Source organism: Bacteroidetes bacterium SB0662_bin_6 (assembly GCA_009839485.1).
Classification (GTDB): Bacteria; Bacteroidota; Rhodothermia; order Rhodothermales; family VXPQ01; genus VXPQ01.
Map to the genome: position 1 here is coordinate 25147 of VXPQ01000011.1, position 22990 is coordinate 48136.

Sequence of the window (22990 nt, forward strand, 5' to 3'; positions counted from 1 at the left end):
CTCCGGAATCGGACAGAGAGAAAGCCCCGTGCGTCCGGGAAAGGCGCAAAAAGAGAGTACCGGAAAAGTGCGCCGGGGTTCGCGTCAGCGCAAAGATGTGAGGTGGTATCCCTCGCTGCCGTCTTCGGATTCGGTCTTGTCCGTTTCGACGGCGGCGCCTATCGCCATGGCTACGATGTCCAGCGTTCCGGCAAGCGATTCCTCCTGTGCAAACCGGCCGGTCACCCGCTCGTCGAGCAACGCCTCATCCGCCGAAATATCGACCCCGTAGTGCCCGGAAAGCAGGGGAAGGATGTCGCGCACCGGCGTAGCGTGAAATACGAACAGGCCCGTCCATGCGAGGTGTTCGTGGATCCGTACGAATACAGGGTCCGAAGGAACGCCTGCTGACGTCATACGGCTCATCTGGCCGGGAGCAAGCAGAACCGCCTTGTCCGGGGCCCGCCGGCCGCTCAATCGCAGACTACCCTCTACCAGGACGACTTCCGTGCCATCCCCGGCGGTACGCGCGCCGAAGGACGTGCCGAGGACCGTCACCTGCGCATCCGGCGTAACGAGCAGGAATCGGTCGGTACCCGGGATAATGTCGAAAAGGGCGCGCCCCTCGAATTCGACGCGCCGCTGCCCGCCTTCGACCATCGCACCGGACGCATAGGTCAGACGCGAATCATCCAGCAGGCGTACGCTGGAGCCGTCCGGCAAGGCAACCGTTCGCACTTCGGCGACGGCAGTCCGGACCGTAACTGTATCCGGGTCAACCGGGAACAGGAAAAACACAAGCGTTGCGAGGACGGCTGCGGCAGCCACGCCGATTCCTGCCTGCAAAACGCGGCGTTTGGAAGAAGGCGCTTGCGCCGGAACCCGCCGGGAGGGGATGCGATCCCTGCGGACAGGTCGAATAGAGCGGGAAGAAGATACACGGGGCGAAGCAGGCGCTTCCCCAACGGACGCCTCCGTAAACCACGCCGCCCAGTGCGCCTCGAAATCCTGCATGTCGTTGCGAATGACGCTCGCTACAGCCGCGAGCCCGGAACTATCTGCAAGAATTTGCCGAAATGCAGGGGCAATCTCTTCGACACGCATTCGTTCGGAATCGGTCAGCGCAGCCGCTCGCCCGCTCTCGTGCAGCACGAACAGAACAAACTGTTCCGGATCCGCCGAGGCTTCGCCCATTTCGCGAACCAGCGAAGCGCGTACGGCACACCATTTCCGGAGGAGCGCAGCGGCAGCAGGATCGGAAGCCAGAATATCTTGCAATTCCATGGCCCGCTCCGGGGTCAGGTCGCGATACAAAGCGATCGCATCAATATGTTCAAACGGCGCAGGCACGAAAACATCCGGGCATAGAGCGGTGCGTTGACATTATGTTAAGCCGCTGTGGAGACCGAAAAAGTAACGCCTCGTCCAAAAGAAAAAGGCATACGGCGAATTATGCGCCGCCGGATTCTCCGAGTGTTTTGCGCAGTTTGCGGAGCGCTCGTTTCACCTGCATCTTCACGGCAGCTTCCGTCATATCGAGCGACCGCGCGATTTCCGCATACCGATAGCCGTATTCGCGCATTTCCAGAATCGTACGGGCCTTTTCACTCAGGAGATCGAGCGCCCGCTCGGCATCGATGCGTACGCCCGCCCCCGGAATCGCTTCACTCCATCTCGATAATGCATCCGGGCCGGCAAGGTATTCCCGGGGGGCATACCGTCCCCGGTAGTAGTCCTGGGTTTCGAACACCGCCGCTTTCATGACAAAAGCCTGTAACCGGTCCGGCTCATGCAGGTCCGGGAGGCTCCGGTGGAGGCGCAGGAGCGTGTTCTGCACCAGATCGTCTACCTCCGCCCGCTGCCCGATCCGCGATACGAACCAGGCGCGAAGCATGGGATCGAGCCGTCTGACGATTGCCTCGAACGCCGCTTCGTCGCCTTCCTGCGCTTGCCGGACGAGTGCGGCGTCTATGAGACGATTCCCGGACAAATCGAAAAATCCTGAAAAACGAGCGTGGAATGGCGAGGCGGAACAGCAAACAGAAGATAAGAACGAATTCGGGAGCGATCAGGCCGTCGTCGCCCCTTTCGGCAGCCCGCCACACTACCATCCACGAGGACAGCCACATCAAGGCCGGTCCTTTTCGCCTGCGGAGTCATTGTTCCACATACTACGCACCTTGTGGGCGTCTCTGACGCCGGTGACGAACGCCACGACAAGCGTAACCGCAAGCCCGACCACAAACGCAATCCCGACAAAAATGACGATCTCTGTGATGCTCATTACTTCAATAGCATCATGCGGCGCACCAATACACGCTCGGGAGTTTCGAGGCGGTACAGGTACATGCCGCTCGGCAGACCGGAACCATCAAACTGTACCTTGTGATTTGCCGCCTGCCGGATACCGTCCACAAGAACAGCCACCTCCTTGCCCAACAGATCAATGACGGAAAGGCGCACACTCCCCGCTTGCGGCAAAGCATATTCGATGGTTGTCTGCGGGTTGAAGGGATTCGGGTAATTGCCCGAGAGTTTCAAGAAAGCAGGCACCTCTTCCTGCTCTGTGGATGTGGGCGTTGTGGGTGTAGTAGGTGTGGTGGGAGGTGTTCCTCCTCCGTCTCCTCCTGAGCCTGGCCCAGGGTCCGATCCTTGGCTGGTAGCGGGTTGTATGAAGTCGATGGCGAGATCGCTTTTCGTGGCGTTCGTGACATTAGAGGCATCGCCGCCAGTAAATGCGCCGTCGGCCAAAGCAACAGTCAGGTTGTTCACGTCATCGACATGGGCCGTGGCTTGGCCTGTGAGCGTCAGAGTCAGGATCGTGCGGTCATCGTCAAGAGCATAGTCTACGGCAAGCCCTTCCGGCAGATTTGTTACGGTAACGTTCTCGCCCGATGCGACGCCAGCGGTGAATGTGTCGTTGGTCAGCGTTGCTGTGACGCTACCCGTTACCGAGCCGTCATTCGCCGCCGCTTCGGTAAATCCTCCCGCCCAAGCAATACTCCGCACCACAGGCACGGCAACGGTCCCCGAAACAGTTACCGACGGGGCGCTTTCGCCATATGCGCTCAATGCAATCACCCGGTAGTAACGTGTCGTTCCATAGGGAACGTTTTGTTCGGTGAAGATGACTTCGTTCGCCGGTGACAGATTGGGCGTAATCGCAGTCCACGGGGCGTTGCCGTCAGCCGACCGCTCTACCCTGTAGCCGGTCACAGGCGCACGTGACGGGTCTGCTACCGATGCCGGGAACCTGAAACTGATGTTTTGGCCATTCACTGAAACCTCGACGGCAGTAAGGTCAGGAGCGATTGGGACGCTCAGGTTAGGCGAGGCCACCTTGTAGTTTGGGTCACTTATGATCGAATAACTCTGGTCGAAGACGATATTCGCAAACGTATCTGTGCATGAGGATCCGGCGCAAAACTTCTTGATTGTGCCGCCATTCGCATTGATCGGATCAACAAGAGTGATGCCGTCCGCATCTTCATCTCCTGCCTGCACCGTGTATTTGAACAGCAAAATACCCCATTGCCCCAATCCGTGAGGGTATGACGCCACGGGATCGTAAACAGCATACTTTATATTGTCGCTTCTGCCGTCTAAACCCATTCGGATAGGCAGCAGTGGGGTCCCTGTCACTTCCAGCCATGAAGTCCACCTGACTTCTATTACGATTTCATCGCCGGGAACGAAGGTGTTGTCATCGCCCGGATCGGAAGTTATTTCTAACATACTCACCACTGGTGCATCCGCCGTGAGCGTCCTGCCTGCCACAACATCCGAATAGCCAGTGTACCCTTGAGTCATTGACAGGCGCATACGAAATTCGTATTCCGTGTCCTCCTCCAGGCCTGGATATGGATTAACGACTATGGGTTCGTCTTCCCGGCTGCTGTTGTGGAAGACTTCCTTCCATTCCGTATCCGGCGTTCCGTCGTCATTGCCATCCCACTCAGGCGCAGTGCCGCGATAGTATATTTCAACGAAAACAAGGTTGTTGTGAGTGGCGGCTACGCCGTTCACAGTGCCCAGGTTTGTTGGCAATGCCCAGGAAACAGAGATTTTCTGCCTGCCGGGCGTCGTGGAAGTTATCACAGGTGGATCGCCCAATGCTTCGTTGTCCTGGATCGTTACCATGACACTCGATGTGGTGCCCACGGTATAACTGGCGCCGCTCGCCAACGAGATCGTAACCGTGCCGTCTGGCTCGTCCAACCTGTCGTTGTGCGTAGGCAAGGAGAGCGAAGCGCTTGCGCTTCCGTCCGCAAAAGAGGCCAGTCCGCTGGCCGCCGCAGGGTTTGTGTCCCATCCGAAATTCTCTCCGTTCGCCACAGTGAATTTCACGTTGAACGATGCGGCGCCGGACGTGGTATTCCTTGTGACGGTGATTGGTATATTCCCTCCCTCGGTAATGGAGGTGGCGATGGTCGAGATCGTGATTTCAGGTTTTGGGGTGGAAACCTTGTGACCTGCGTCGTTCGAAATAGCGTAACTGCCGAGGGCCAGATTCGCATTGGCATTAGTGGAGGTGTGCTGGATTGAACCTCCATTGAGATCGAGCGAACCGGTAATGCTTATCCCGTCAGCGTCATTGTCTCCTGCCTGCACGGTATAATCAAAATTCAGAAGCCCGGCGGACTCACTAAAGTCGGGAAGTGAATCGTCAAGATGAAACGTTGCATATCTCTTTGTGTCACCAATGATAATAGGCAATCGGGGCGATCCCGTCACACTCAGACCGGCGTCGTAAGTGACATTTACCGAGATGACTTCGCCAGCCACGTAGGTGTTGTTGCTGGCAGGGCTGGTCTCTATCTGTACATTTGAAATGCTTTGCGCCTGTATCGCTCCGGGGTTCAGACTCAGGGCAAAGAAGAGGATCGCGGCGAGGACAAAACCGCGCACGGCCTTGTTAAGGGCTTTCATAGTAACTTGGGGAAATACATACAAACAAAATGTTGCCAAATCTCCGCTTGCCCCTTCGGCTCCGGTCGCCGCTTCTCCCGCCTTGGCCTTACTCTCCGGCGCACACACAGGGGAAGCGACTCAGCCTGACTTCGTTCGCTCCATTATGGGTTGATCCGGACAACGCCGCTAAGGTTACGCAATGCAGTGTGTAGATTTCGTGATAATGAGGGGGGGGTAGTGTGTTTTATGTGATGATCCAATTATTCACAATCATCTCTAATCTCTCTAATGGAGAATCGCGTCCCAAACAATCTGCATGCCATGTTGGAGAGCGAACGACTACGAAGCCCTTTGCCAACTTTTGTATATGGTCCCCGAAATCATCGCGAATGGGAGACCCGGCCGAAAAAAATGCAACATTGGAACGTGTATCCGGTATATTGTATATAGTCTAACATAGACTATATTAGGATATTAGCCGGAACGTAATTATACAGAGGCGACTATCGTGGCGCATTCCGATTCCCCAAAATCCTGGACTGTGAGCGAAGCCAAAGCGCATCTCTCCAGAATCCTGCGGTTGTCCGAAGCAGAGGGACCTCAACGCATCGGGATCAGAAAATCCTTTGTGGTGATGCCCGCGGACGTATGGGACGCCCACGCCAGGCCGGACAAACCGCTTGGCCAATGGCTGATCGACAACGTCCCTCGAGGAATACATCTCGAAGCACCCGATCGCAACGAGCCTGAGCGCGAGATTCCGTTTGCTAACCGGGGCGCGACGTGAACGGATTTCTTTTGGACACCAATGTGGTTTCGGAACTGACAAGGGATACGCCGACACCGCAGGTTATCGAATTTCTGGCGGAACATTCCGAACTGTGGTTTTCGACCATCGTTCTGCACGAACTGGAGTTTGGCTTGCGGTTGCTGCCCGATGGGCGCCGTCGTGAAAATCTTCGGGTCATACTGGCGGATTTCATAGAAACGTATGCGAATCGAATCCTCCCTGTCGGATACGAAGAAGGGCAGTGGGGCGCGAGATTCCGGGCGGATGCACGGCGGTGCGGGCGTGTCCTGCACCTCGGCGATGCGCTGATTGCAGGAACTGCGAGGGCCCATGACCTCGCCATTGCAACACGGAACACGGGGGACTTCAACGGCCTCGACGTCGCCACGGTCAATCCCTGGGAAGAAAGGTTATATTCGGACGAACAAAGTGTCTAACATACCGGACGCCCTTGAAATTCCTGATCGACCAACGGGAGCATCCTCTGATCTATCCCGTATATTTCGCATAGCGGCCGGTCGATACCGACACATAAATTCTCAACCCCGTTGCAGCAAGCGATTATGAATCTGTCCGAGACCATCACGTCCGCTATCGTAGTAATGGCCTCTCTGTCGCTGCCCGTTATCCTGGGCTTTTTGCTGTACAGCACATTGCATATCCGCAAGGACCTGAACAAGGATATTCAAGACCTCCGCAAGGACCTGCATCAGGACATGCAAAGCCTCCGCAAGGAGTTGAACCAGGACATCAGCGCAATCAACTCCCGGTTAGGCCGGATCGAAGGACGGCTTTTCGGTGCAGACAGCCCCGCTTGACCTGCTCCTCACCCCACTCCGTATTCCAGCATCTTTCCGCGCACGAACGTAACGGACCGGCGCAAGCGTTCCATACCATGGACTGGATCGTCGCCGTCCTCAATGGATATCCAGCCGTCGAAACCCACCTCCGCCAGAATGGAAAAGATGCGGTCGTAGTCGTTGAGGCCCTCGCCGATCACTCCGTGCTTCAGAATGTCCGCATAGCCCATGCCCGGCTCAGTTTCGATCCGGCGCAGGTCCGCCAGCGTACCCCCCTCGAGTATCCGGTCGCTGGCATGCATGGTTACGACCCGGTGCTTCACGGCTTCGAGTAAGGCGATCGGGTCTTCCCCGGCAATCAGCGCATTGGACGGATCGTAGTTCACGCCGAAATGGGGCATGTCTCCAAGGCGGTCCAGCACTTCCAGAAAGGTTTCGCTGTCCTGCGCGAATTCGGGGTACATCCAGTACCCGTCCTTGTAGTGGTTCTCCAGAATCAGCGTCACGCCGTGCCGGGCGGCGCAAGCGGCGGCATCCCGGATGCATTCGGTCACCCTGTCCAGCGTGCGCTCGCGGTCGAGCCCCGGCCGGCGCTGCCCCGTGAGCACGCGGCAATAGCGGCCTCCGAGGGCCGCGGTCGCTTTGATGGCGCGGCACTGCCGGGCGACCTCCTCCTTGCGCTCCACGGGATCGGGTCGGGTGAAATCCGGAGAATGGCACATCATGGGAATCGAAAGCCCTCCCGCACCGGAGGCATGCTCGCGGAGCCGAGCCAGCGCGTCCGCGTCTCCTACAGGCGTAAATCCTTCGTAGAATTCCAGCCCGTCGATGTCCAGCGTCGCTGCAAGATCGATCCACTCCTCGACACGCATGGTGCGCGTCACGCAAAGCGCATCCAGAAAGCACTTGGGGAAAACGGCGAGCGGCATCGGCTACTTGGATGCATTCTGTCCCACGAGCGGCCACTGTTCGATTTCGAAGACGGAGCCGTTGACGGGCCCCGCCTGATCCGAAAGCCAGAACACGATGTGCGCCGCCGCCTCTTCGGGAGCGAAAATGCGGCCGGACGGGGCATGCTCGGGGGGTATATTTTCCCACCAGCCTTCTTCGGAGCCGTCCTGCACCTTGATCCTCTTCTCGTTTTCGGTGAGCGTCCATCCCGCGTTGATCTGGTTGACGCGGATCCCCTCGCTCGCCAGATACGCGGACAGGTTGCGGGTCATTGTCATCAGCCCGCCTTTCGTCATGGAATAGACCAGCAGGTTCCGTTCGCCGCCCAGCGCATTGATGGATCCCACATTCAGAATATGCCCGCCGCCGCCCTGCTTCCTGAACTGCGCCACGGCGGCCTGGCTCAGAAGAAGAGGCGCCCGCAGGTTCACGGCGACTTGCCGGTCAAAGAGGTCGGCGGCCGCATTGTCGATATTGGAGCGCGTAAGAAGCGCCGCGTTGTTGACGAGCGCATCCAGACGGCCAAAACGCTCGACAGTAGACTCGACAAGACGCCCCGGCGCCGCAGGATCCTGCAAATCGCCCAGCGAAAACGCGGCGGCCTCCCCCAGTTCCTCCGCGAGCGCAGCGGCGCGGTCAGCGTTCCGGCCATGAATCATCACCTGACCGCCCTCGGCCACGATGCGGCGGGCCGTGGATTCTCCGATGCCCGTCGTCGAGCCGGTAACGAGAATGACTTTATCCCTGACGAGTTGTCCCATAGCGCTATCGGATACCGTGCCCCTGTAACTTACGCAATCAGGGAATCAGGATCGCCTTTACATAGGTCCGTTCGTGCATGCGCTCGAAAACCTCTTCCCACTCCTTCATAGGCGCAATACGATCTATGAGAGGCGACGTATCCAGGCGGCCGCTTGCAAGCAGACGCAGCACGCGCTCCCAGATTTCCCGGTAGTGTGAAAAACTGCCTTGCAACGTAACGGCTTTTTGAACCAGGGGATCGAGGCTGCCGCCGAACGGCTGTTTGCCCCAACCGACTTTGGTGATCCAGCCGCCTGGCCGCACGGCGTCCAGCGCGGTCCGGAGCGCTTCGGAAACGCCTGCGGCGTCCACCACCACATCGACGCCGAGACCGTCCCCGAGCGCCCGCCCCGCCTCGACGGCATCCTCCGCGGGTACAGGAACGAGACCCAGCCGCTCCGCCACGGCAAGGCGATGCGTATCCGACGCCAAACCGGCTACTTGTACAACCCCTGCACCCGCAAGCCGCGCCATGACCCCGCACAGCAAACCGATGGGACCCGGGCCGAGCACCAGCACATGATCTCCCGGTCGAATCCGCGTCTGCACGCAGACGGCATGATACGCCACACAGCACGGCTCCGTAAGCGCCGCCTGTTCGAAGGTCAGTTCGTCCGGGATGCCATGCAGACAGCGCTCCGGTACGCGCACATATCCGGCCATGGCGCCGTCCACGCCGTACCCGAAACCGAGGCGCGAGGGGTCCAGATGATACCGCCCCTGCCGCACCAGCGGGGAATCCGGATCAATGACGGCGGCGGTTTCGCTCGTGATCCGATCCCCTTCCCTGAACGTCCGCACGGCGTTTCCGGCCCGCGCCACGACCCCGCTGAATTCATGCCCAAGCACGCAGGGGTAGTTGACCGGCCAACTGTGCGCGCCTGCCCATTGATGTACGTCGCTGCCGCATACGCCGACCGCCCGAACCTCGACAAGCACCTCCTCGGGACCGATCTCCGGCACGGGTATCTCGCGAAGCTCGACGCTCTTCGGCGCCGCCGCATGATTCACCACGGCCTGCATCGTGCGAGGAATATGCTTCATGAACCGGTCGTTTCTTTCCCGAAAGCATGCACCCGCGTGCAGATCTCCCGGAGAATGCCTTCCACATCTCCGGATGCAGCCCGGAATGCATGCGCATCCACGGCGAGCGGAGCGCCTATGACCACGATGGGCGCACCCCAGGCCGGCGCCTGCACGGCCTGTTCGATATCCAGTCCGCCCACGGCCTGCACCGGGATATCCACGGCGGCCACTACTTCGCGCAACCGGTGAAGGGGCGTTTCGAAAGGCTGCCCCCGCTCCTGACGCAGCGTCCGGTAGTCATAGCCGATATGATGAATGACGTAGTCGCAGCCCATCTCCTCAAGTAATCGAGCGCCGGCCACCGGATCCGGCATCCCGAGGTTATCCCCCATCACTTCCACGCCCAGTTTCCTGCCGGCCCGCACCACCAGTTCCACTGTTTCCGGCTCGGCCTGTCCCATCACCACCACATGGGTCGCGCCGGCGCGGGCCATGATTTCCACTTCGAGTCCGCCTCCGTCCATGGTTTTCAGGTCCACCACGAGGGGCTTGTCCGGAAACCGTTCCCGCAAGGCGCGCACGCCGTGCATCCCTTCGGCAATGACGAGCGGGGTACCTGCTTCGATCCAGTCGACGCCGGCCCGTACGGCCATCTCCGCCATCTCGACCGCTTCCGGGATCGACGTGACGTCCAGCGAGATCTGTACGACCGGCTCCATGAATCAGTACAGAAACATGGGCTTGTTCAGCACATGGTGCACCTTTGGTCGATACGCATCCACGTCATAGAGTTCGTCCACATCCACGCGCTTCACGCCGGTCGTTACCTCGTCCATGGGAATGTGCGTATACACGCCGCCGCGCAAGGCTACCATCCTGCCGCTGGCTCCTTCCCCAAGCAGGTCCATCGCCATGTTCGCGTAGTTGACGCCCACCATCAGGTCGAGCGCATCCGGCGGACCGGACCGCATCAGGTACGCAACGGACTGCAGTACGATCTTTTCGCCGGTGAGTTGTTTGAGCGCCTTCCCCGTGGCTTCCCCGATGCCCCCCAGTTTGCGATGCCCGTACGGGTCCTCCTCTCCGCTTTCCATCACCTCGCCGCCGATCATATAGGCGCCCTCGCTGATCGTCACCATAGCGTAGTTGCTGGGATTCATGCGCTTGTCCTGCATGATCAGGCCCGCCAGTTTTTCCGGGTCGAACGGCACCTCTGAAATGAGCGTCCGGTCCACCCCGGCGAGATACGAACTGATGAGGCTGGTCTGCCCGGAATTTCTTCCGAAGAGCTCGATCACGGCGATGCGCTCATGGGAACCCGTGCTGGTGCGGAGTTGGTGAATGAATTTGATGCTCCGCGTAATGGCCGTCCCGAACCCGATGCAATAATCCGTGCCGTATACATCGTTGTCCATCGTCTTGGGAATGGCCACGACCGGAAATCCTTCGCGGTGCAGGCGCTCCCCGTAGCTCAGGGTATCGTCTCCCCCAATGGGAACGAGCATGTCGATGCCCAGGTGCTTAAGATTCGCAAGGGCATGGGGAGTAAAATCGAAGGGACCTTCTTCCGTCATATCGACCGTGTCCTTCAGGAAGTCGGGCACATCGTCCGGTGATACGCGGCCCGGGTTGACGCGGCTCGTATGCAGCACCGTGCCACCGGTCCGGTCGATTTTCCGCACGGTCTGAAAATCCAGTTCGACCGTGTACTTGTCGAGGCTGGCCTGATCGTCCCGGTTCATCCAGAGCAAGCCGCCCCATCCGCGGCGGATGCCGACCACTTCATTTCCCTGCTCCATCCCCCGCATGGCGACCGCCTTGATGCAGGGGTTCAGGCCGGGTACGTCCCCGCCCCCGGTCAGTATGCCGATTCTCATGGTATTCGTACGGTTGGTGAATTATTTCAGCCTTTTAATATAACGAAATGACAGCCTGACATGCGAGTGCCGGACCCCCGGTTTGATATGGAACACCCCTTCGGAACGGCTTCGTAACAACCTTTTAAGGATACTCTGATTAAGTCCGCAAAACTCAGAGGCTGAAAGGGGTGCGCTGGCAAGGAATGACGAAACAGTGTGGCAGGGCTTACGCCGTCCGCGCCCAGGCGTGCAGCAGGATGCCCGCAGCAACCGCCGCATTCAGCGACTCGACGCCTTGCGCTCCCGGTTTTTCATTCCTGTGCATCCGGCCGGGAATGAGCACCCGCTCGGCGATCCGCACCCGAACCTCCGGAGAAATTCCGTGCGCCTCGCTGCCGAGCACCAGAACGGACGGCAGCACCGGTGTCCAGTCATCCACCGGAATGCCCTCGAGGTCCGCGCCGTAGACGGCGAATCCGTACGCCGTGAGATTCTCAAGCATCCCGGCCGGATCGGGCGTTTCGACATGCTCGACATCCCATACCCCACCCATGGAGGCGCGCACGACCTTCGGGTGGTACGCATCCACGGAATCCGGAGCAGTTACCACGGCCTCAATGCCAAACCAGGCCGCTGTCCGGATGATAGCCCCCGCATTCCCCGGATCGCTCACGCCGTCGAGCAATAGCACCCGCTGCATGGATGCGAGCGTCTCCGGCGCCGCCCGCCGGATGCCCGCGACCGCCAGCACGCCCTGGCTGGTTTCGACCGCGGATACCGTGCGCATATCCCGTTCGGACACGACATATACCCGGTCCTCCGGAATACGGAACCGTTCCGCAAGGCGGCCCTGCGCCGATTCCGATACGAGTAGCGTCCGCAGTTCGGCCCCCGCGTCGAGGGCCGCTTCTACGGCCCGTACACCTTCAGCAATCGTTTCCCCGTACCGGTCGCGGTACTTTCTGTGAGCCAGCGAGCGGATTTCTTTCAGGCGGCGTTGGGGAAGACGGGTCATGGGTACAGTGCGGATGGGGCCGCGCATGTTTTCGTGGGAAAGTAAAGATACAATGCGCACGCATGCATCCTTCTTAAGGATACTCTGATTAAGTCCGCAAAGCTCAGAGGCTGAGAGGGGTGGTTTTGATCAGAGTATCCTTTTATTTCCTTTTAGGCCGCATACTGCTATTTTGATGCCGCCATACGCTTTTCCCGGTACGGTTCCGTATCTACCGCTTGCACCCTCGTTCGTTTTGCCCTGACGCTTCACCTGTTCTGACCCCGGCCATGACACTTCCGACCTCTTCGCTCCGCCGTTCCCGCAAAACATCCGTCTTTCTCTTCGCCGCAACGTTCGCTTTGGCCGTGCTTGCAGCTACCGCACTCGTTCCCTCCGCACAGGCGCAGGAAATGCAATGGGAAGACTATGCGCCCCGCTCCACGCTGGTCGTCGAGAAACATGAGGTGACCCGCGCAAAATTCCCGTTTGTGGACGCCCATGCACACCAGTGGGGCATCGCCGAGATGTCCGGCGAAGAAATCGCCGCCATGGTGGCGGATATGGACGCAATGAACATGGCTGTCATGGTGAACCTCAGTGGGGGAACCGGCGAAGAACTCCAGGCGAAAATCGCCGCCACGGACCTGCATGCCCCAGGGCGCTTCGTGCATTATGCGAACATCGACTTCGAAACGCTGGACGATCCGGATTTCGGCGAGAAAGCGGCAGCCCAACTGGAAGAAGATGTACGGCAGGGCGCCAAAGGGCTGAAGATTTACAAGAACCTCGGCATGGACATCTTCTACGAGGACGGTTCGCGGCTAAAAACCGACGACCCGAAACTGGACCCCATCTGGCAGAAGGCCGGCGAACTGGGTATTCCGGTCCTCATCCATACAGCAGACCCGGCCCCGTTCTGGGAGCCGCAAGACCGCTTCAACGAGCGCTGGTTCGAGCTCAAGGAGCGCCCGCGCCGCAAACGCGATCCGATCCCTTCCTGGGAAACCCTCATGGCCGAACACTGGAACCTGATCGCCAGACACTCGAACACCATTTTCCTCAGCGCGCACCTCGGCTGGCTGGGAAACGACCTCGGACGGCTGGGCGGCCTGCTGGACAAAATGCCCAACATGTACACCGAACTCGGGGCAGTCATCGCCGAACTGGGCCGGCAGCCGCGCGCCGCGAAGGCCTTCCTGACGAAATACCAGGACCGCGTACTCATGGGCAAGGATTCGTGGGAGCCGTCCGAATACTACGTCTACTTCCGCATCTTCGAGACGGCGGACGAATACTTCCCGTATTACCGCAAGCGGCATGCTTTCTGGAGCATGTACGGCATGGATCTCCCGGACGAGGTGCTGCGGAAAATCTACTACGAAAACGCACTCAAAATCATTCCCGGAATTGACCCCACCCTCTTCCCGGACTCATGATCCTGCGGCACGGGCGCTCCTTAATTAGAATAGCCGCATTGTAATAGCCGTCGCAACCCGCCGGCGGCTGCTCGGCACTCCTTCAACCCCTGACGATATGACCCGCTTTCTCTCCCGTCTGGCCGTTGCTGCGGCGCTTGCCGCAACCCTGTCCGCCTGTTCGGAAGCGCCCCCGCGCGCGCCGGTGGGCGCCGGTGCGGACTGGGCAAATTATCTCGGCCACCCGAGCAGCAACCAGTATTCCCTGCTCGACCAGATCGATACGGAGAATGTCCACCTGCTGGAAATGGCGTGGGCGTACGATACGGGGGAGGTAAGCGAATACCAATCCAACAACCTCATCGTGGACGGCGTGCTGTACACGGCTACCCCGAACCGCAAGATGACGGCGCTGAACGCCGCAACGGGCGAACATCTGTGGACCTTCAATCCCGACGAAACCAATCCCTTTGGTGGCGGCATGCACCAGGGCGGCGGCCGTCAACGGGGCCTCATATACTGGGAAGACGAAGAAAACGGGCGCATCTTCACGACGAAAGGCCCCTGGCTGTACTCCCTTGACGCAGAAACAGGCAAGCCGGTCCCCTCGTTCGGCGAAGGGGGCTGGCTCCATATAGGCGACCGCATCGACTGGGAAGGCCGTCCGAACGTGGGCCTGAACTCGGGCGGTTATGTCTATGAAGGCATGCTTATTTTCGGCGTACGAGTAGCGGAAAACGTGCCCGGCGCAGTCATTGCACTCGATGCTCGGACCGGCGACCGCGTCTGGATCTTCCATACGCTGCCCCGTCCGGGGGAATTCGGGTCGGAGACGTGGCCGGAAGGCTATCTGGAATACACGGGGGGCGCCTCGGACTGGTCCGGCATCGCAATGGATACGGAGCGGGGTATCGTGTACTCTTCGACGGAAACCGCAGGCCCCGACTTCTACGGCGGCGACCGGTACGGCGAGAATCTGTTCGCCAACTCCATCATTGCACTGGACGCCCGTACCGGCGAGCGCATGTGGCACTTCCAGTTCGTCCATCACGACCTGTGGGATATGGACAACCCGACCCCGGCCACGCTGCTGACCGTCCGGCACGAGGGGGAGTGGGTAGACATCGTCGCCCAGGGCACGAAGATGGGGCTGCTGTACGTCTTCGACCGGGTTACGGGCGAGCCGCTCTGGCCGATTGAAGAACGCCCCGCCCCCGTATCGGAATTGCCGGATATGCAGGCGTGGCCCACGCAGCCCTACCCCACGTGGCCGCCGCCGCTCATGCGGCAGGAATACACGCTGGACGACGTATCGAACATCTCGCCGGAGGCTCAGCAGTTGACCACCGACCTGATCACGCAGTCCGGCACCTATGGATCGTTTCCGCCGCCGAGTCTGGAACAGAAAATCAAGTTTCCGGGATACGACGGGGGCATGGAATGGGGCGGATCGGCCGCCGACCCCGATGGCATATTGTATGTGAATATCAACGAGATACCGTGGTTCTATCAACTCATCCCGACGAGGCGCCCTGACGGCACGCCCCTGCCTCGCGGGGAACGGTACTACCGGTCAATCTGCGCGTCCTGCCACGGGCTGGACGGCAGCGGCGATCCGGGAGGAGGCTTCCCGGCGGTCACGGATATGGGGGAACGCTACAGCCGGGAGCAGGCCATGACGCTGCTCGTGCAGGGCGGCGCGCGCATGCCCCCCTTCGATCAGGTCCCCGAGGAAATTCTGAACGCGATTCTTGACCACCTGTTCGGCGAGAAAACGGCTGTGGAAGAAGACGAGGAGGACGAATATGTGCCCCCGTATGCCTTCCGGGGGTTCCAGCGCTGGCTGGATCACGAAGGCTACCCGGCCATCAAACCGCCCTGGGGCACACTGAATGCCGTCGATCTGAACACGGGCGAGATTAAATGGACCGTACCGCTCGGCGAGTACGAGGAATTGACGGCGCGCGGCATTCCGCAGACCGGTACGGAAAATTACGGCGGACCGGTCGTGACGGCGGGCGGCGTATTGTTTATCGGCGCCACCGCCGACGAGAAAATACGGGCCTTCGACAAGGAAACGGGCGAAGTGCTGTGGGAAGCCGATCTGCCTTTCGGAGGAAACGCTACGCCCAGCACCTACATGGTGGACGGGAAGCAGTATGTGGCGATTTCGGCGGGCGGCGGCAAGTCGAACCGGCCTGTTGGAGGCATGCTGGTGGCGTTTGCGCTGCCGGACGAGGCATCCGCGGAAACGACGGACGATACGGGAGGAGAATAACCCGCGCCACGCGAAACAGGCCGGTGCGTGACCCCATCATCGCATGGCTGTTACGCGGGCAGTCTATCCGCTGCGCCGGGGCGCCTTCTATTTTATTTCGCCAGTGGGCGCTATCTGTTTCGCCAGTGGGCTGGGCCGCGGTTAATGTACAAGGAACTGGTACCGCAAGCATGGGTTAGGAAACAAAGGTAGCTCGGATACGTAGCGACCGATAGCTCCACATGACGTATGCAGACGCTTCGCCATCATATCGTCTCGCCGCTGTTGAGCCTGCTGCTAATCGCGGGCCTGGCAGCGCCGCCGCTGCATACGATTTCGCATTTTGGCGAGGAGCACCACACCCCTCACGATGCGCCAATTTTCGAAAGTGAGGAGTGTGCGCCGTGTGCGCTTGCTGCCACACTCTACGGCGTCACGTCAGAAGTGATTACGGTTTCGTCCGCATACGCGGCCCGGCAACACCGTGCGTCAGCTCCTGATCTCGTTTATGCCCTTCATTCCGCGCCTACCGATGCGCGTGCACCTCCCTTAACCGGTTGACGTGAGATAATCAGGGACCCTCCCGGCCCGGCATACCTGCATCCGGGCAGGCTACGCGCTGGAGGGAGGTGTCTCGGGTGCGTTCGTTGTTGCCCACCGCTATCCGCTGGTTCAGGTGGGTACCGTGCTCTTCACAGCTGGGGGGGGCAAACCGTGTTTCGATTCGATCAGGTACTTCATTGTGACGGACGGCAAGTGGCGCTTGATCTGCCCCACTTTGCCGATTGTCAGGGCGAACACCAGTTCGAACGCAATCTATGGGGTAACGGCAACGCGACGTTGCTGCACGTGATGGCCAGCCTGCTCCCGGGTCACGGCGATAGCCAGGATTTGGGTGTATGGATCCGGCAAACACACCAGGCGAAATTCAGCGGCCTCACGCTGGTCCTGGCAGAAGCATGACTGAATGTTCTGGCGCCTGACTGGCGCTCGCGGCGTGCGGTGGATTAAGGGCCCGGGACGGAGAAAGACCCTCGCCTCTTCTGCGAAGGACAATCCTGGATGACCATTAGCCAAACAAGTCTCTTATCATGCTGGAAGCGATTCAATTGACCAAGACCTACAACGGCATCTCTGCCGTCGATCACTTGAACTTGAAGATTGAGCCTGGCGAAATCTTCTGTCTGCTTGGGCCGAACGGGGCCGGCAAGACCACCACCATCAACCTCTTTCTCGGCTTTACCGAGCCGGATTCCGGCACGGCGACGGTCAACGGGCTCGATGTCCGTCAGCATCCGCTCGAAACGAAAAAGCACTTGGCCTACATCCCCGAGCAGGTGATGCTCTACAAGAATCTTACGGGCCTGGAAAACCTGGAATATCTGACGGCGCTGGCCGGGCACGATCACTACAGCGCCGTCGACCTGATGGATTTTCTGGCACAGGCCGATCTGCCCGAGGAGGCCGCCACCCGGCCTGTCTCAACCTATTCGAAGGGGATGCGCCAGAAGGTCGGAATCGCCATCGCGCTTGCCAAGCAGGCCGGTGCTCTGCTGCTTGATGAGCCGACATCCGGCCTGGATCCGTCTGCATCCTTCGAGTTCTCCCAATTGCTGCAGGGGCTCCGAGAAAAGGGGGTGGCGGTGCTGATGGCTACGCACGACCTGTTTCGCGCCGTCGACGTAGGCACGCGCGTTGGCATCATGCGCCACGGTAAGCTCGTGGAGATGCTCACCACTGACGAACTCAAGCATCCGGACCTGGAGAAACTATACCTGAAGCACATGCGCGGCGAGATCGTCGCCGCCTGACGCTGCCTGAACGGGCGACCCTTTGAGGCAGTATTCGCCCTTCGCTATCAATTCTGACCAGGGAGCATGGATCGGAATAGAGACGCGCGCCTCCCTTCACCACACAGATCGCTCAAATCCATGATCACCCGTATTGCCAGAAAAGAATGTATCGAGATGATCCGCGACGGACGGTTTCGCTGGGCCGCCGGCGTCGTCTTCGCTCTGCTGGCCGGCTCACTGATTGTCGGCTGGAAGCACTACGCCAGCGTCGAAGCACAGCGTGCTGAGTCCCAGGCTACCGACCGGGAGATGTGGGTAAGTCAGGGCGAGAAGAGCCAACACTCCGCGGCGCACTTCGGCAACTATGCCTTCAAACCCGCTTCGCCGCTGTCGTCGATCGACCAGGGCGTGCTGCCCTACACGGGCGTCTCGGTCTTCATGGAAGCGCATCGGGTGAGGGAGGCCAGTTATCGTCCCGTGGAAGATGCCAGCGCCATGCACCGTCTTGGAGCCCTCACGGCGGCCTCTACGCTCCAACTTCTAATCCCGCTGCTCATCATCTTGCTGGCGTTTTCCTCGTTTGCCGGCGAGCGTGAACAGGGGACGCTACGCCAGTTGATGAGTCTCGGGCTCCAGCGGCGTACGGTGGCACTGGGCAAAGCGCTTGGGGTGGTGTTACCCTTGATGCTGCTGCTCGCCCCGGCCGCTGTGGTGGGCGCAGTAGCGATGGCGCTGTATGCCGGACCGGACGCAGCGCTATGGAGTCTGTCGCGCCTGCTCCTTATGGTCATGCTGTATCTGCTCTACTTCGGTCTCTTCATCGGGCTTGCCCTCATCGTGAGCGCACGAGCCTCGTCGGCACGGGTAGCCCTCATCGTTCTGCTCGGCTTCTGGCTCTGGAGCAGTTTCCTCGTACCCCGTGCCGCGACAGACGTAGTCGATACGCTCTTGCCTACGCCGACCAGCGCCGAGTTCGATCGGGCCGTCCAGGCAGATTATGACCAACTACCCGCGTGGACCGATCGCACACGCGCCGTCGAGGAACGGTTGATGCAGGAACATGGCGTGGATACGCCGGACCTGATCCCTGCCAGCGTCGCGGGCTACACCTTTCTGGAGGCCGAGGAAGACGAAACGATGATCTACCGCAAGCATTTCGATGCGCTCGGCGACACCTACATGGCGCAAAATCGCATGGTTCAGGCCGGGGCAGTGCTTGCCCCGATGGTCGCCGTTCAGGCAGCGTCGATGGGACTGGCCGGGAGCGATTATGCTCACCATCGCCACTTTGTCGAGGCCGCCGAGACGTATCGCTACGACTTCGTCCAGACGCTCAACCGCGACATGGTAGCGCAGAACAGTAGTGGGGATTATCGAGCCGGACGCTCGATGTGGGAGAGCATCCCCGCCTTCACCTATCAATCGCCCGGCCTCGGCTGGGCGCTCGGCCATTACACCACTGGCCTGGGGCTTCTGGGACTGTGGTTTGTCGCGGTCGCGCTGGCCGTGCCCGTGGCTGTCACCCGAATGAAGATCAACTAAGGAAGCGATTATGCTCGGCAGGATATTCACTTACGAAAACCGCCTGCTTCGGCGGGATCAGACCACCTGGATCGTGGTGACGCTCTTCGTGGCCCTGACAATGTATGCCGCCGTTAACGGCAGGCAGGAGTTGAATCACCGGCATAGCTTGGCGACAGAGACGACAGCGGACTACCAAACGCAAGTCTTGGAGGCACGGCACGAAGCCGAGGGCCTCGAAGCTGCGATGCGCGATGAAGGCCGCTCGCTGGAAACCTATGACTGGGGACCGCGCCATCCGTACAACGTCGGATCGAGCATGGGTCATCCGGCGACGTTGCCCCCGACGCCACTGGCGGCATTTGCCGTCGGGCAAAGTGACATCTATCCGGCGGCCTATAAGGTGAGCGCGGCCAGCAGCGTGGCCCTCGGACAGACCGACCAACTCGAAAACCCGTTCAAGCTACTGGTAGGTCGCTTCGATCTGGCATTCGTCATCCTGTTCCTTTACCCACTGCTGATTCTGGCGCTCACGTTTTCTCTGACGGCAGCGGAGAAAGAGACGGGCACGCTTCGTTTGCTGATGGCACAGCCGGTGCGTTTGTCAACCCTGGTCTGGGCCAAGGTATTGAGCCGGGGAGCGCTGATCGTCGGGGCGGCGCTGGTGCTGACGGTGCTGGCCTTCGTCGTGACGGGCGCTGCATTCGAGGGTGGGTGGGGTCGCTTCGGCCTCTGGCTGGCAATCACGCTGCTCTACGGAGCGTTCTGGTTCGGCCTGGCGCTGCTGGTCAATGCCTTCGGGCGTTCGGCAGCTACGAACGCGATCATCCTGGCGGTCTGCTGGCTCGCGTTTGTGGTCATTCTTCCTTCTCTGATCAATGTCGTCGCCAGTACGCTCTATCCCGTGCCTTCGCGCATGGCGTTCATCACAGCGATGCGGGTGGAGACGACCGTAGCGGAGCAGCAAAGCAGCGAGTCGCTGGCGAAATTCTTTCAGGATCACCCTGAAATCGCGCCGGTCGGTGACGACGAGGCCAACTTCGCCATGCTCCGTGTGGTCCGTGACGAACGCATCGCAGAACAGCTGGCTCCGGTAATGGGGCGCTTCGTTCGGCAGCAGGGGCGGCAACAACGATTCGTGCGCGCCCTCGGCTATCTGTCGCCGACCCTCGTCACGCACCGGATGCTTCTGGATGCGGCCGGCACCGGCCCGGCTCGGCACACGGCTTTTCTCGAACAGGTCGAAGGGTTTCAGGCTATGTGGCAGGAATACTTTGTACCCAGGTATTTCGCCAACATCGCTTTCCAATCCTCTGATTACGACGCCATGCCTCGCTTCGAGTATCGCGAGGAAAGGCCGGCAGAAGTGCTGGATCGCCTGGCGTTCCCCTTGTTGATTCTGATGCTTGCTACAGCCCTCGTTGGGGGCTACGGCTTGCGCCAGTACCGGCAGTATCCAGTTGCGGAATGACCATGCGACATCATCGTAGCGCATGCGGCCCATGCGCTGTCTCATCAGGATTATAAACCCTTATCGCAAAGCCATGAGTGGTTATCTCAAGACAGCTTTTCGGAAGGGGCTCCCGGGGTTGTTTCTGGCGCTCGTTGTCGCCGGATCAGCGCAGGCCCAGGAGGTATTCCCCGCACCGGACGTCCCACTGACGATCCGGGCAGCACGGGTACAGGGCACGGTTCATCTCGACGGTGATCTGAGCGAGACGGACTGGCAGCGCGTGGCGCCTGCTCGAGGCTTCCGCCAGACCGAGCCGCAGCAGGGCAACCCGGCCACGTTCGACACGGAGGTCCGCATCCTCTATGATGATAAAAACCTCTACATCGGCGCAATCTGTTACGATACCACCGGTACACCCGGCGTCCGCGTACCCGACCTTCGGCGAGATTTCAACTATTTCCAGAACGACCTTTTCGGCATCAGTCTCGATCCATTCCGTGACGGGCGTAACGCTGTCGTATTTCAGACGAATCCCTATGGGGGGCAGCGCGACATCCAGGTCATCGACGGCATCATCTACAACCGCGACTGGGATGCCGTCTGGGACGTGCGCACGACGGTAACGGATCGGGGATGGGTCGTGGAGATGGCAATTCCATGGTTCACGTTGCGGTATCCGGAAGCAACGGCAGACATGCAGTGGGGCATCAACTTCGTGCGTAACATCCGGCGGCACAATGAGATCACCGGCTGGTCACTCTGGCCGCGTGTATACTCCCCCTATCGGATGGATTATGCGGGTGTGCTGGAAGGCATCGAGCCGCCTCCGCCTTCGACCAACCTGCGCGTGCAACCCTACCTGGTCATGCGCAACGACCGCACCGGCGCCCGAGACGATCTCTTCGACGGCGTCGAGCCCGAGGTCGGTGGCGACCTGAAGTGGTCCGTGACGCCCAGCACCGTTCTCGACCTGACCGTCAACACCGATTTCGCCCAGGTGGACGCTGACCGGCAAGTGATTAACCTCTCCCGGTTTTCTGTCTTTTTCCCGGAGAAACGCGCATTCTTTCTCGAAAACGCGAACCTGTTCCATGCAGGGTCGAGTGAGGCGGCCATCCCTTTCTTCAGCCGCCGCATCGGGCTGGACAACGCTGGGCAGCCCATCCCTATCGACGGCGGGCTGCGGTTGATCTCACGGACGCCCCAGCGTACCTTCGGCGGGCTGGTCGTTCGCCAGCGGGGAGATAACCGGACGCCAACAAGCCATGTCGCCGTTGGGCGGTTCATTCAGAACGTTGGCAGCACCAACCGCATCGGTGCACTCGCAACGGTTCGGCATGACGAAGGCCTCGCAAGCGCACCCTCGGTGCTCAACGTTGTGGGCACGGTGGATGGACATTTTCGATTTACACAGACACTGGCGCTCCAATGGATGGCCTCGGGTTCGTTGACGCAGCATGAGGATGGCGACGGATTTTCGACCTATGCCTGGCTCGGCAACAATACCAACTGGGGCTATCTCGGGCACATACAAGCGCTCGTCTCCGAGAACTATAACCCTGGCGTCGGCTTCGTCGCACGTCGCAACCTGATCGTGACAAGTCCAGCGGGCAACGTCGATCTGCGCCCGGACTGGAAGCCGCGCTTTGTGCGCCGATTCGGACCGGGATTTGTCTCTTACATCTACCATCGCCTCTCCGACAGGCAGTTTCAGGAAGCCTCGCTGAGTTTGACGCCGCTGAACGTGGCGTTTCAAAACGGCGCCGAGATCTCGTTTGGCATCGAGCCGAACTGGCAGGAATTGGAGCCCGAAGATGTCGCTTTCTTCCGACCACTCGGCATCGAACTCGCGCCGGGCAACTATCACTACTTGCGCTACAACGCCGAAGTCCAGTCTGACCTCTCGCGCAAGTATTCGGGGACACTCGAACTAACCGTAGGCGATTTTTTCAATGGAACGCTGACCAACCTGGAACTCTCCGCCCGGCTGGCTCCGTCGCCGCGCATGGCCCTGAGCGCGGCCTATGAATACAACCGCGCGAAGGGTCTCGGCATCAACGGGGAGGACGAGGTGTCGCACCTGTTCGGGCCGGAGCTTCGTCTGGCGCTCGATCCCCGGTTGCAGTTCAACGCCTTCTACCAGTACAACACGGTGGCTGAGCAGGCGAATTGGAATGTGCGATTCAGCTACGAATTCCGCCCGCTCTCGTACCTCTACCTCGTCTTTAACGACGCCCGCTACTTCGTCAACGACACCACCCGGCGTACTGATCCGGAACGCTTCTCCACGCAGCAACAGGCCATCGTCAAGGTGACCTATTTGCGGCAGTTATGATTCCACACCCTCATTCCTGTAACTGCGATTTCGGAGGACATGCGTATGACAGCCTTCCTTGAACAGCCCTTTCTCACCACCGTTGTTACCGACTTTTGGGGC

At 60.0% G+C, this 22990-nt stretch carries 20 protein-coding genes; 11 read left to right on the forward strand and 9 right to left on the reverse strand.

All coding sequences use genetic code 11. From position 1 onward, the window contains the following. Nucleotides 1-84: 84 nt before the first annotated feature. From F4Y00_01475 to F4Y00_01485, 3 genes are all read right to left on the reverse strand, one after another. Nucleotides 85-1329 (reverse strand): DUF4974 domain-containing protein, encoded by a 1245-nt coding sequence (locus F4Y00_01475; GenBank protein MYE03635.1) that lies wholly within the window; start codon nucleotides 1327-1329, stop codon nucleotides 85-87. A 100-nt stretch (nucleotides 1330-1429) separates the two neighbouring features. Then, a complete protein-coding gene (locus tag F4Y00_01480; protein MYE03636.1) occupies nucleotides 1430-1873 on the reverse strand; it encodes a sigma-70 family RNA polymerase sigma factor in 444 nt (147 codons plus the stop codon). 389 nt (nucleotides 1874-2262) lie between these two features. Beyond that, nucleotides 2263-4908: a T9SS type A sorting domain-containing protein gene (locus tag F4Y00_01485; GenBank protein MYE03637.1), complete on the reverse strand. Its 2646-nt coding sequence runs from the start codon at nucleotides 4906-4908 to the stop codon at nucleotides 2263-2265. A gap of 487 nt (nucleotides 4909-5395) precedes the next feature. Here F4Y00_01485 and F4Y00_01490 point away from each other — a divergent pair, with 487 nt between their 5' ends. The 3 genes from F4Y00_01490 to F4Y00_01500 all read left to right on the forward strand — a co-directional run bounded on the left by F4Y00_01490 (nucleotide 5396) and on the right by F4Y00_01500 (nucleotide 6498). Next, nucleotides 5396-5677 carry a type II toxin-antitoxin system Phd/YefM family antitoxin gene (locus tag F4Y00_01490; GenBank protein ID MYE03638.1) on the forward strand — a complete coding sequence of 94 codons (282 nt, stop codon included), beginning with the start codon at nucleotides 5396-5398 and terminating at the stop codon, nucleotides 5675-5677. Next, entirely contained in the window at nucleotides 5674-6117 is a 444-nt protein-coding gene (locus F4Y00_01495; protein MYE03639.1) for a type II toxin-antitoxin system VapC family toxin, read from the forward strand. The genes F4Y00_01490 and F4Y00_01495 overlap by 4 nt, the downstream gene beginning before the upstream one ends. A 126-nt stretch (nucleotides 6118-6243) precedes the next feature. Beyond that, nucleotides 6244-6498: a hypothetical protein gene (locus tag F4Y00_01500; protein MYE03640.1), complete on the forward strand. Its 255-nt coding sequence runs from the start codon at nucleotides 6244-6246 to the stop codon at nucleotides 6496-6498. Nucleotides 6499-6506: 8 nt separating this feature from the next. Here F4Y00_01500 and F4Y00_01505 read toward each other — a convergent pair whose 3' ends face one another. From F4Y00_01505 to F4Y00_01530, 6 genes are all read right to left on the reverse strand, one after another. Further along, nucleotides 6507-7409 carry a sugar phosphate isomerase/epimerase gene (locus tag F4Y00_01505; protein MYE03641.1) on the reverse strand — a complete coding sequence of 301 codons (903 nt, stop codon included), beginning with the start codon at nucleotides 7407-7409 and terminating at the stop codon, nucleotides 6507-6509. A 3-nt stretch (nucleotides 7410-7412) separates the two neighbouring features. Then, nucleotides 7413-8192, reverse strand: coding sequence for an SDR family oxidoreductase (locus tag F4Y00_01510; protein MYE03642.1), 780 nt, complete (start codon nucleotides 8190-8192; stop codon nucleotides 7413-7415). A gap of 37 nt (nucleotides 8193-8229) precedes the next feature. Next, a complete protein-coding gene (locus F4Y00_01515) occupies nucleotides 8230-9255 on the reverse strand; it encodes an alcohol dehydrogenase catalytic domain-containing protein (GenBank protein MYE03643.1) in 1026 nt (341 codons plus the stop codon). A gap of 17 nt (nucleotides 9256-9272) precedes the next feature. Next, complete coding sequence (locus tag F4Y00_01520) at nucleotides 9273-9977, reverse strand: D-arabino 3-hexulose 6-phosphate aldehyde lyase (GenBank protein MYE03644.1); 705 nt, start codon at nucleotides 9975-9977, stop codon at nucleotides 9273-9275. 3 nt (nucleotides 9978-9980) lie between these two features. Further along, complete coding sequence (locus F4Y00_01525; GenBank protein ID MYE03645.1) at nucleotides 9981-11135, reverse strand: phosphofructokinase; 1155 nt, start codon at nucleotides 11133-11135, stop codon at nucleotides 9981-9983. Nucleotides 11136-11343: 208 nt separating this feature from the next. Next, on the reverse strand, nucleotides 11344-12132 hold the full coding sequence (locus F4Y00_01530; GenBank protein ID MYE03646.1) for an RNA methyltransferase: 789 nt from the start codon (nucleotides 12130-12132) through the stop codon (nucleotides 11344-11346). 269 nt (nucleotides 12133-12401) lie between these two features. On the opposite strand from F4Y00_01530, the gene F4Y00_01535 reads away from it, so the two are divergent. From F4Y00_01535 to F4Y00_01570, 8 genes are all read left to right on the forward strand, one after another. Beyond that, the gene (locus F4Y00_01535; protein MYE03647.1) at nucleotides 12402-13550 is read left to right on the forward strand and encodes an amidohydrolase family protein; all 1149 of its coding nucleotides are present in this window, start codon (nucleotides 12402-12404) and stop codon (nucleotides 13548-13550) included. Nucleotides 13551-13647: 97 nt separating this feature from the next. Beyond that, nucleotides 13648-15807, forward strand: coding sequence for a PQQ-binding-like beta-propeller repeat protein (locus F4Y00_01540; GenBank protein ID MYE03648.1), 2160 nt, complete (start codon nucleotides 13648-13650; stop codon nucleotides 15805-15807). Between the two features lie 228 nt (nucleotides 15808-16035). Next, on the forward strand, nucleotides 16036-16347 hold the full coding sequence (locus F4Y00_01545) for a hypothetical protein (GenBank protein ID MYE03649.1): 312 nt from the start codon (nucleotides 16036-16038) through the stop codon (nucleotides 16345-16347). 153 nt (nucleotides 16348-16500) lie between these two features. Next, nucleotides 16501-16749, forward strand: coding sequence for a hypothetical protein (locus F4Y00_01550; protein ID MYE03650.1), 249 nt, complete (start codon nucleotides 16501-16503; stop codon nucleotides 16747-16749). Nucleotides 16750-16877: 128 nt separating this feature from the next. Beyond that, the gene (locus F4Y00_01555; protein ID MYE03651.1) at nucleotides 16878-17597 is read left to right on the forward strand and encodes an ABC transporter ATP-binding protein; all 720 of its coding nucleotides are present in this window, start codon (nucleotides 16878-16880) and stop codon (nucleotides 17595-17597) included. Nucleotides 17598-17663: 66 nt separating this feature from the next. Then, nucleotides 17664-19121, forward strand: a complete 1458-nt coding sequence (locus F4Y00_01560; GenBank protein MYE03652.1) for an ABC transporter permease subunit — start codon at nucleotides 17664-17666, stop codon at nucleotides 19119-19121. 10 nt (nucleotides 19122-19131) lie between these two features. After that, nucleotides 19132-20571, forward strand: coding sequence for a DUF3526 domain-containing protein (locus F4Y00_01565; protein ID MYE03653.1), 1440 nt, complete (start codon nucleotides 19132-19134; stop codon nucleotides 20569-20571). Nucleotides 20572-20593: 22 nt separating this feature from the next. Continuing rightward, nucleotides 20594-22888, forward strand: coding sequence for a carbohydrate binding family 9 domain-containing protein (locus F4Y00_01570; protein MYE03654.1), 2295 nt, complete (start codon nucleotides 20594-20596; stop codon nucleotides 22886-22888). The last annotated feature ends 102 nt before the right edge of the window (nucleotides 22889-22990 follow it).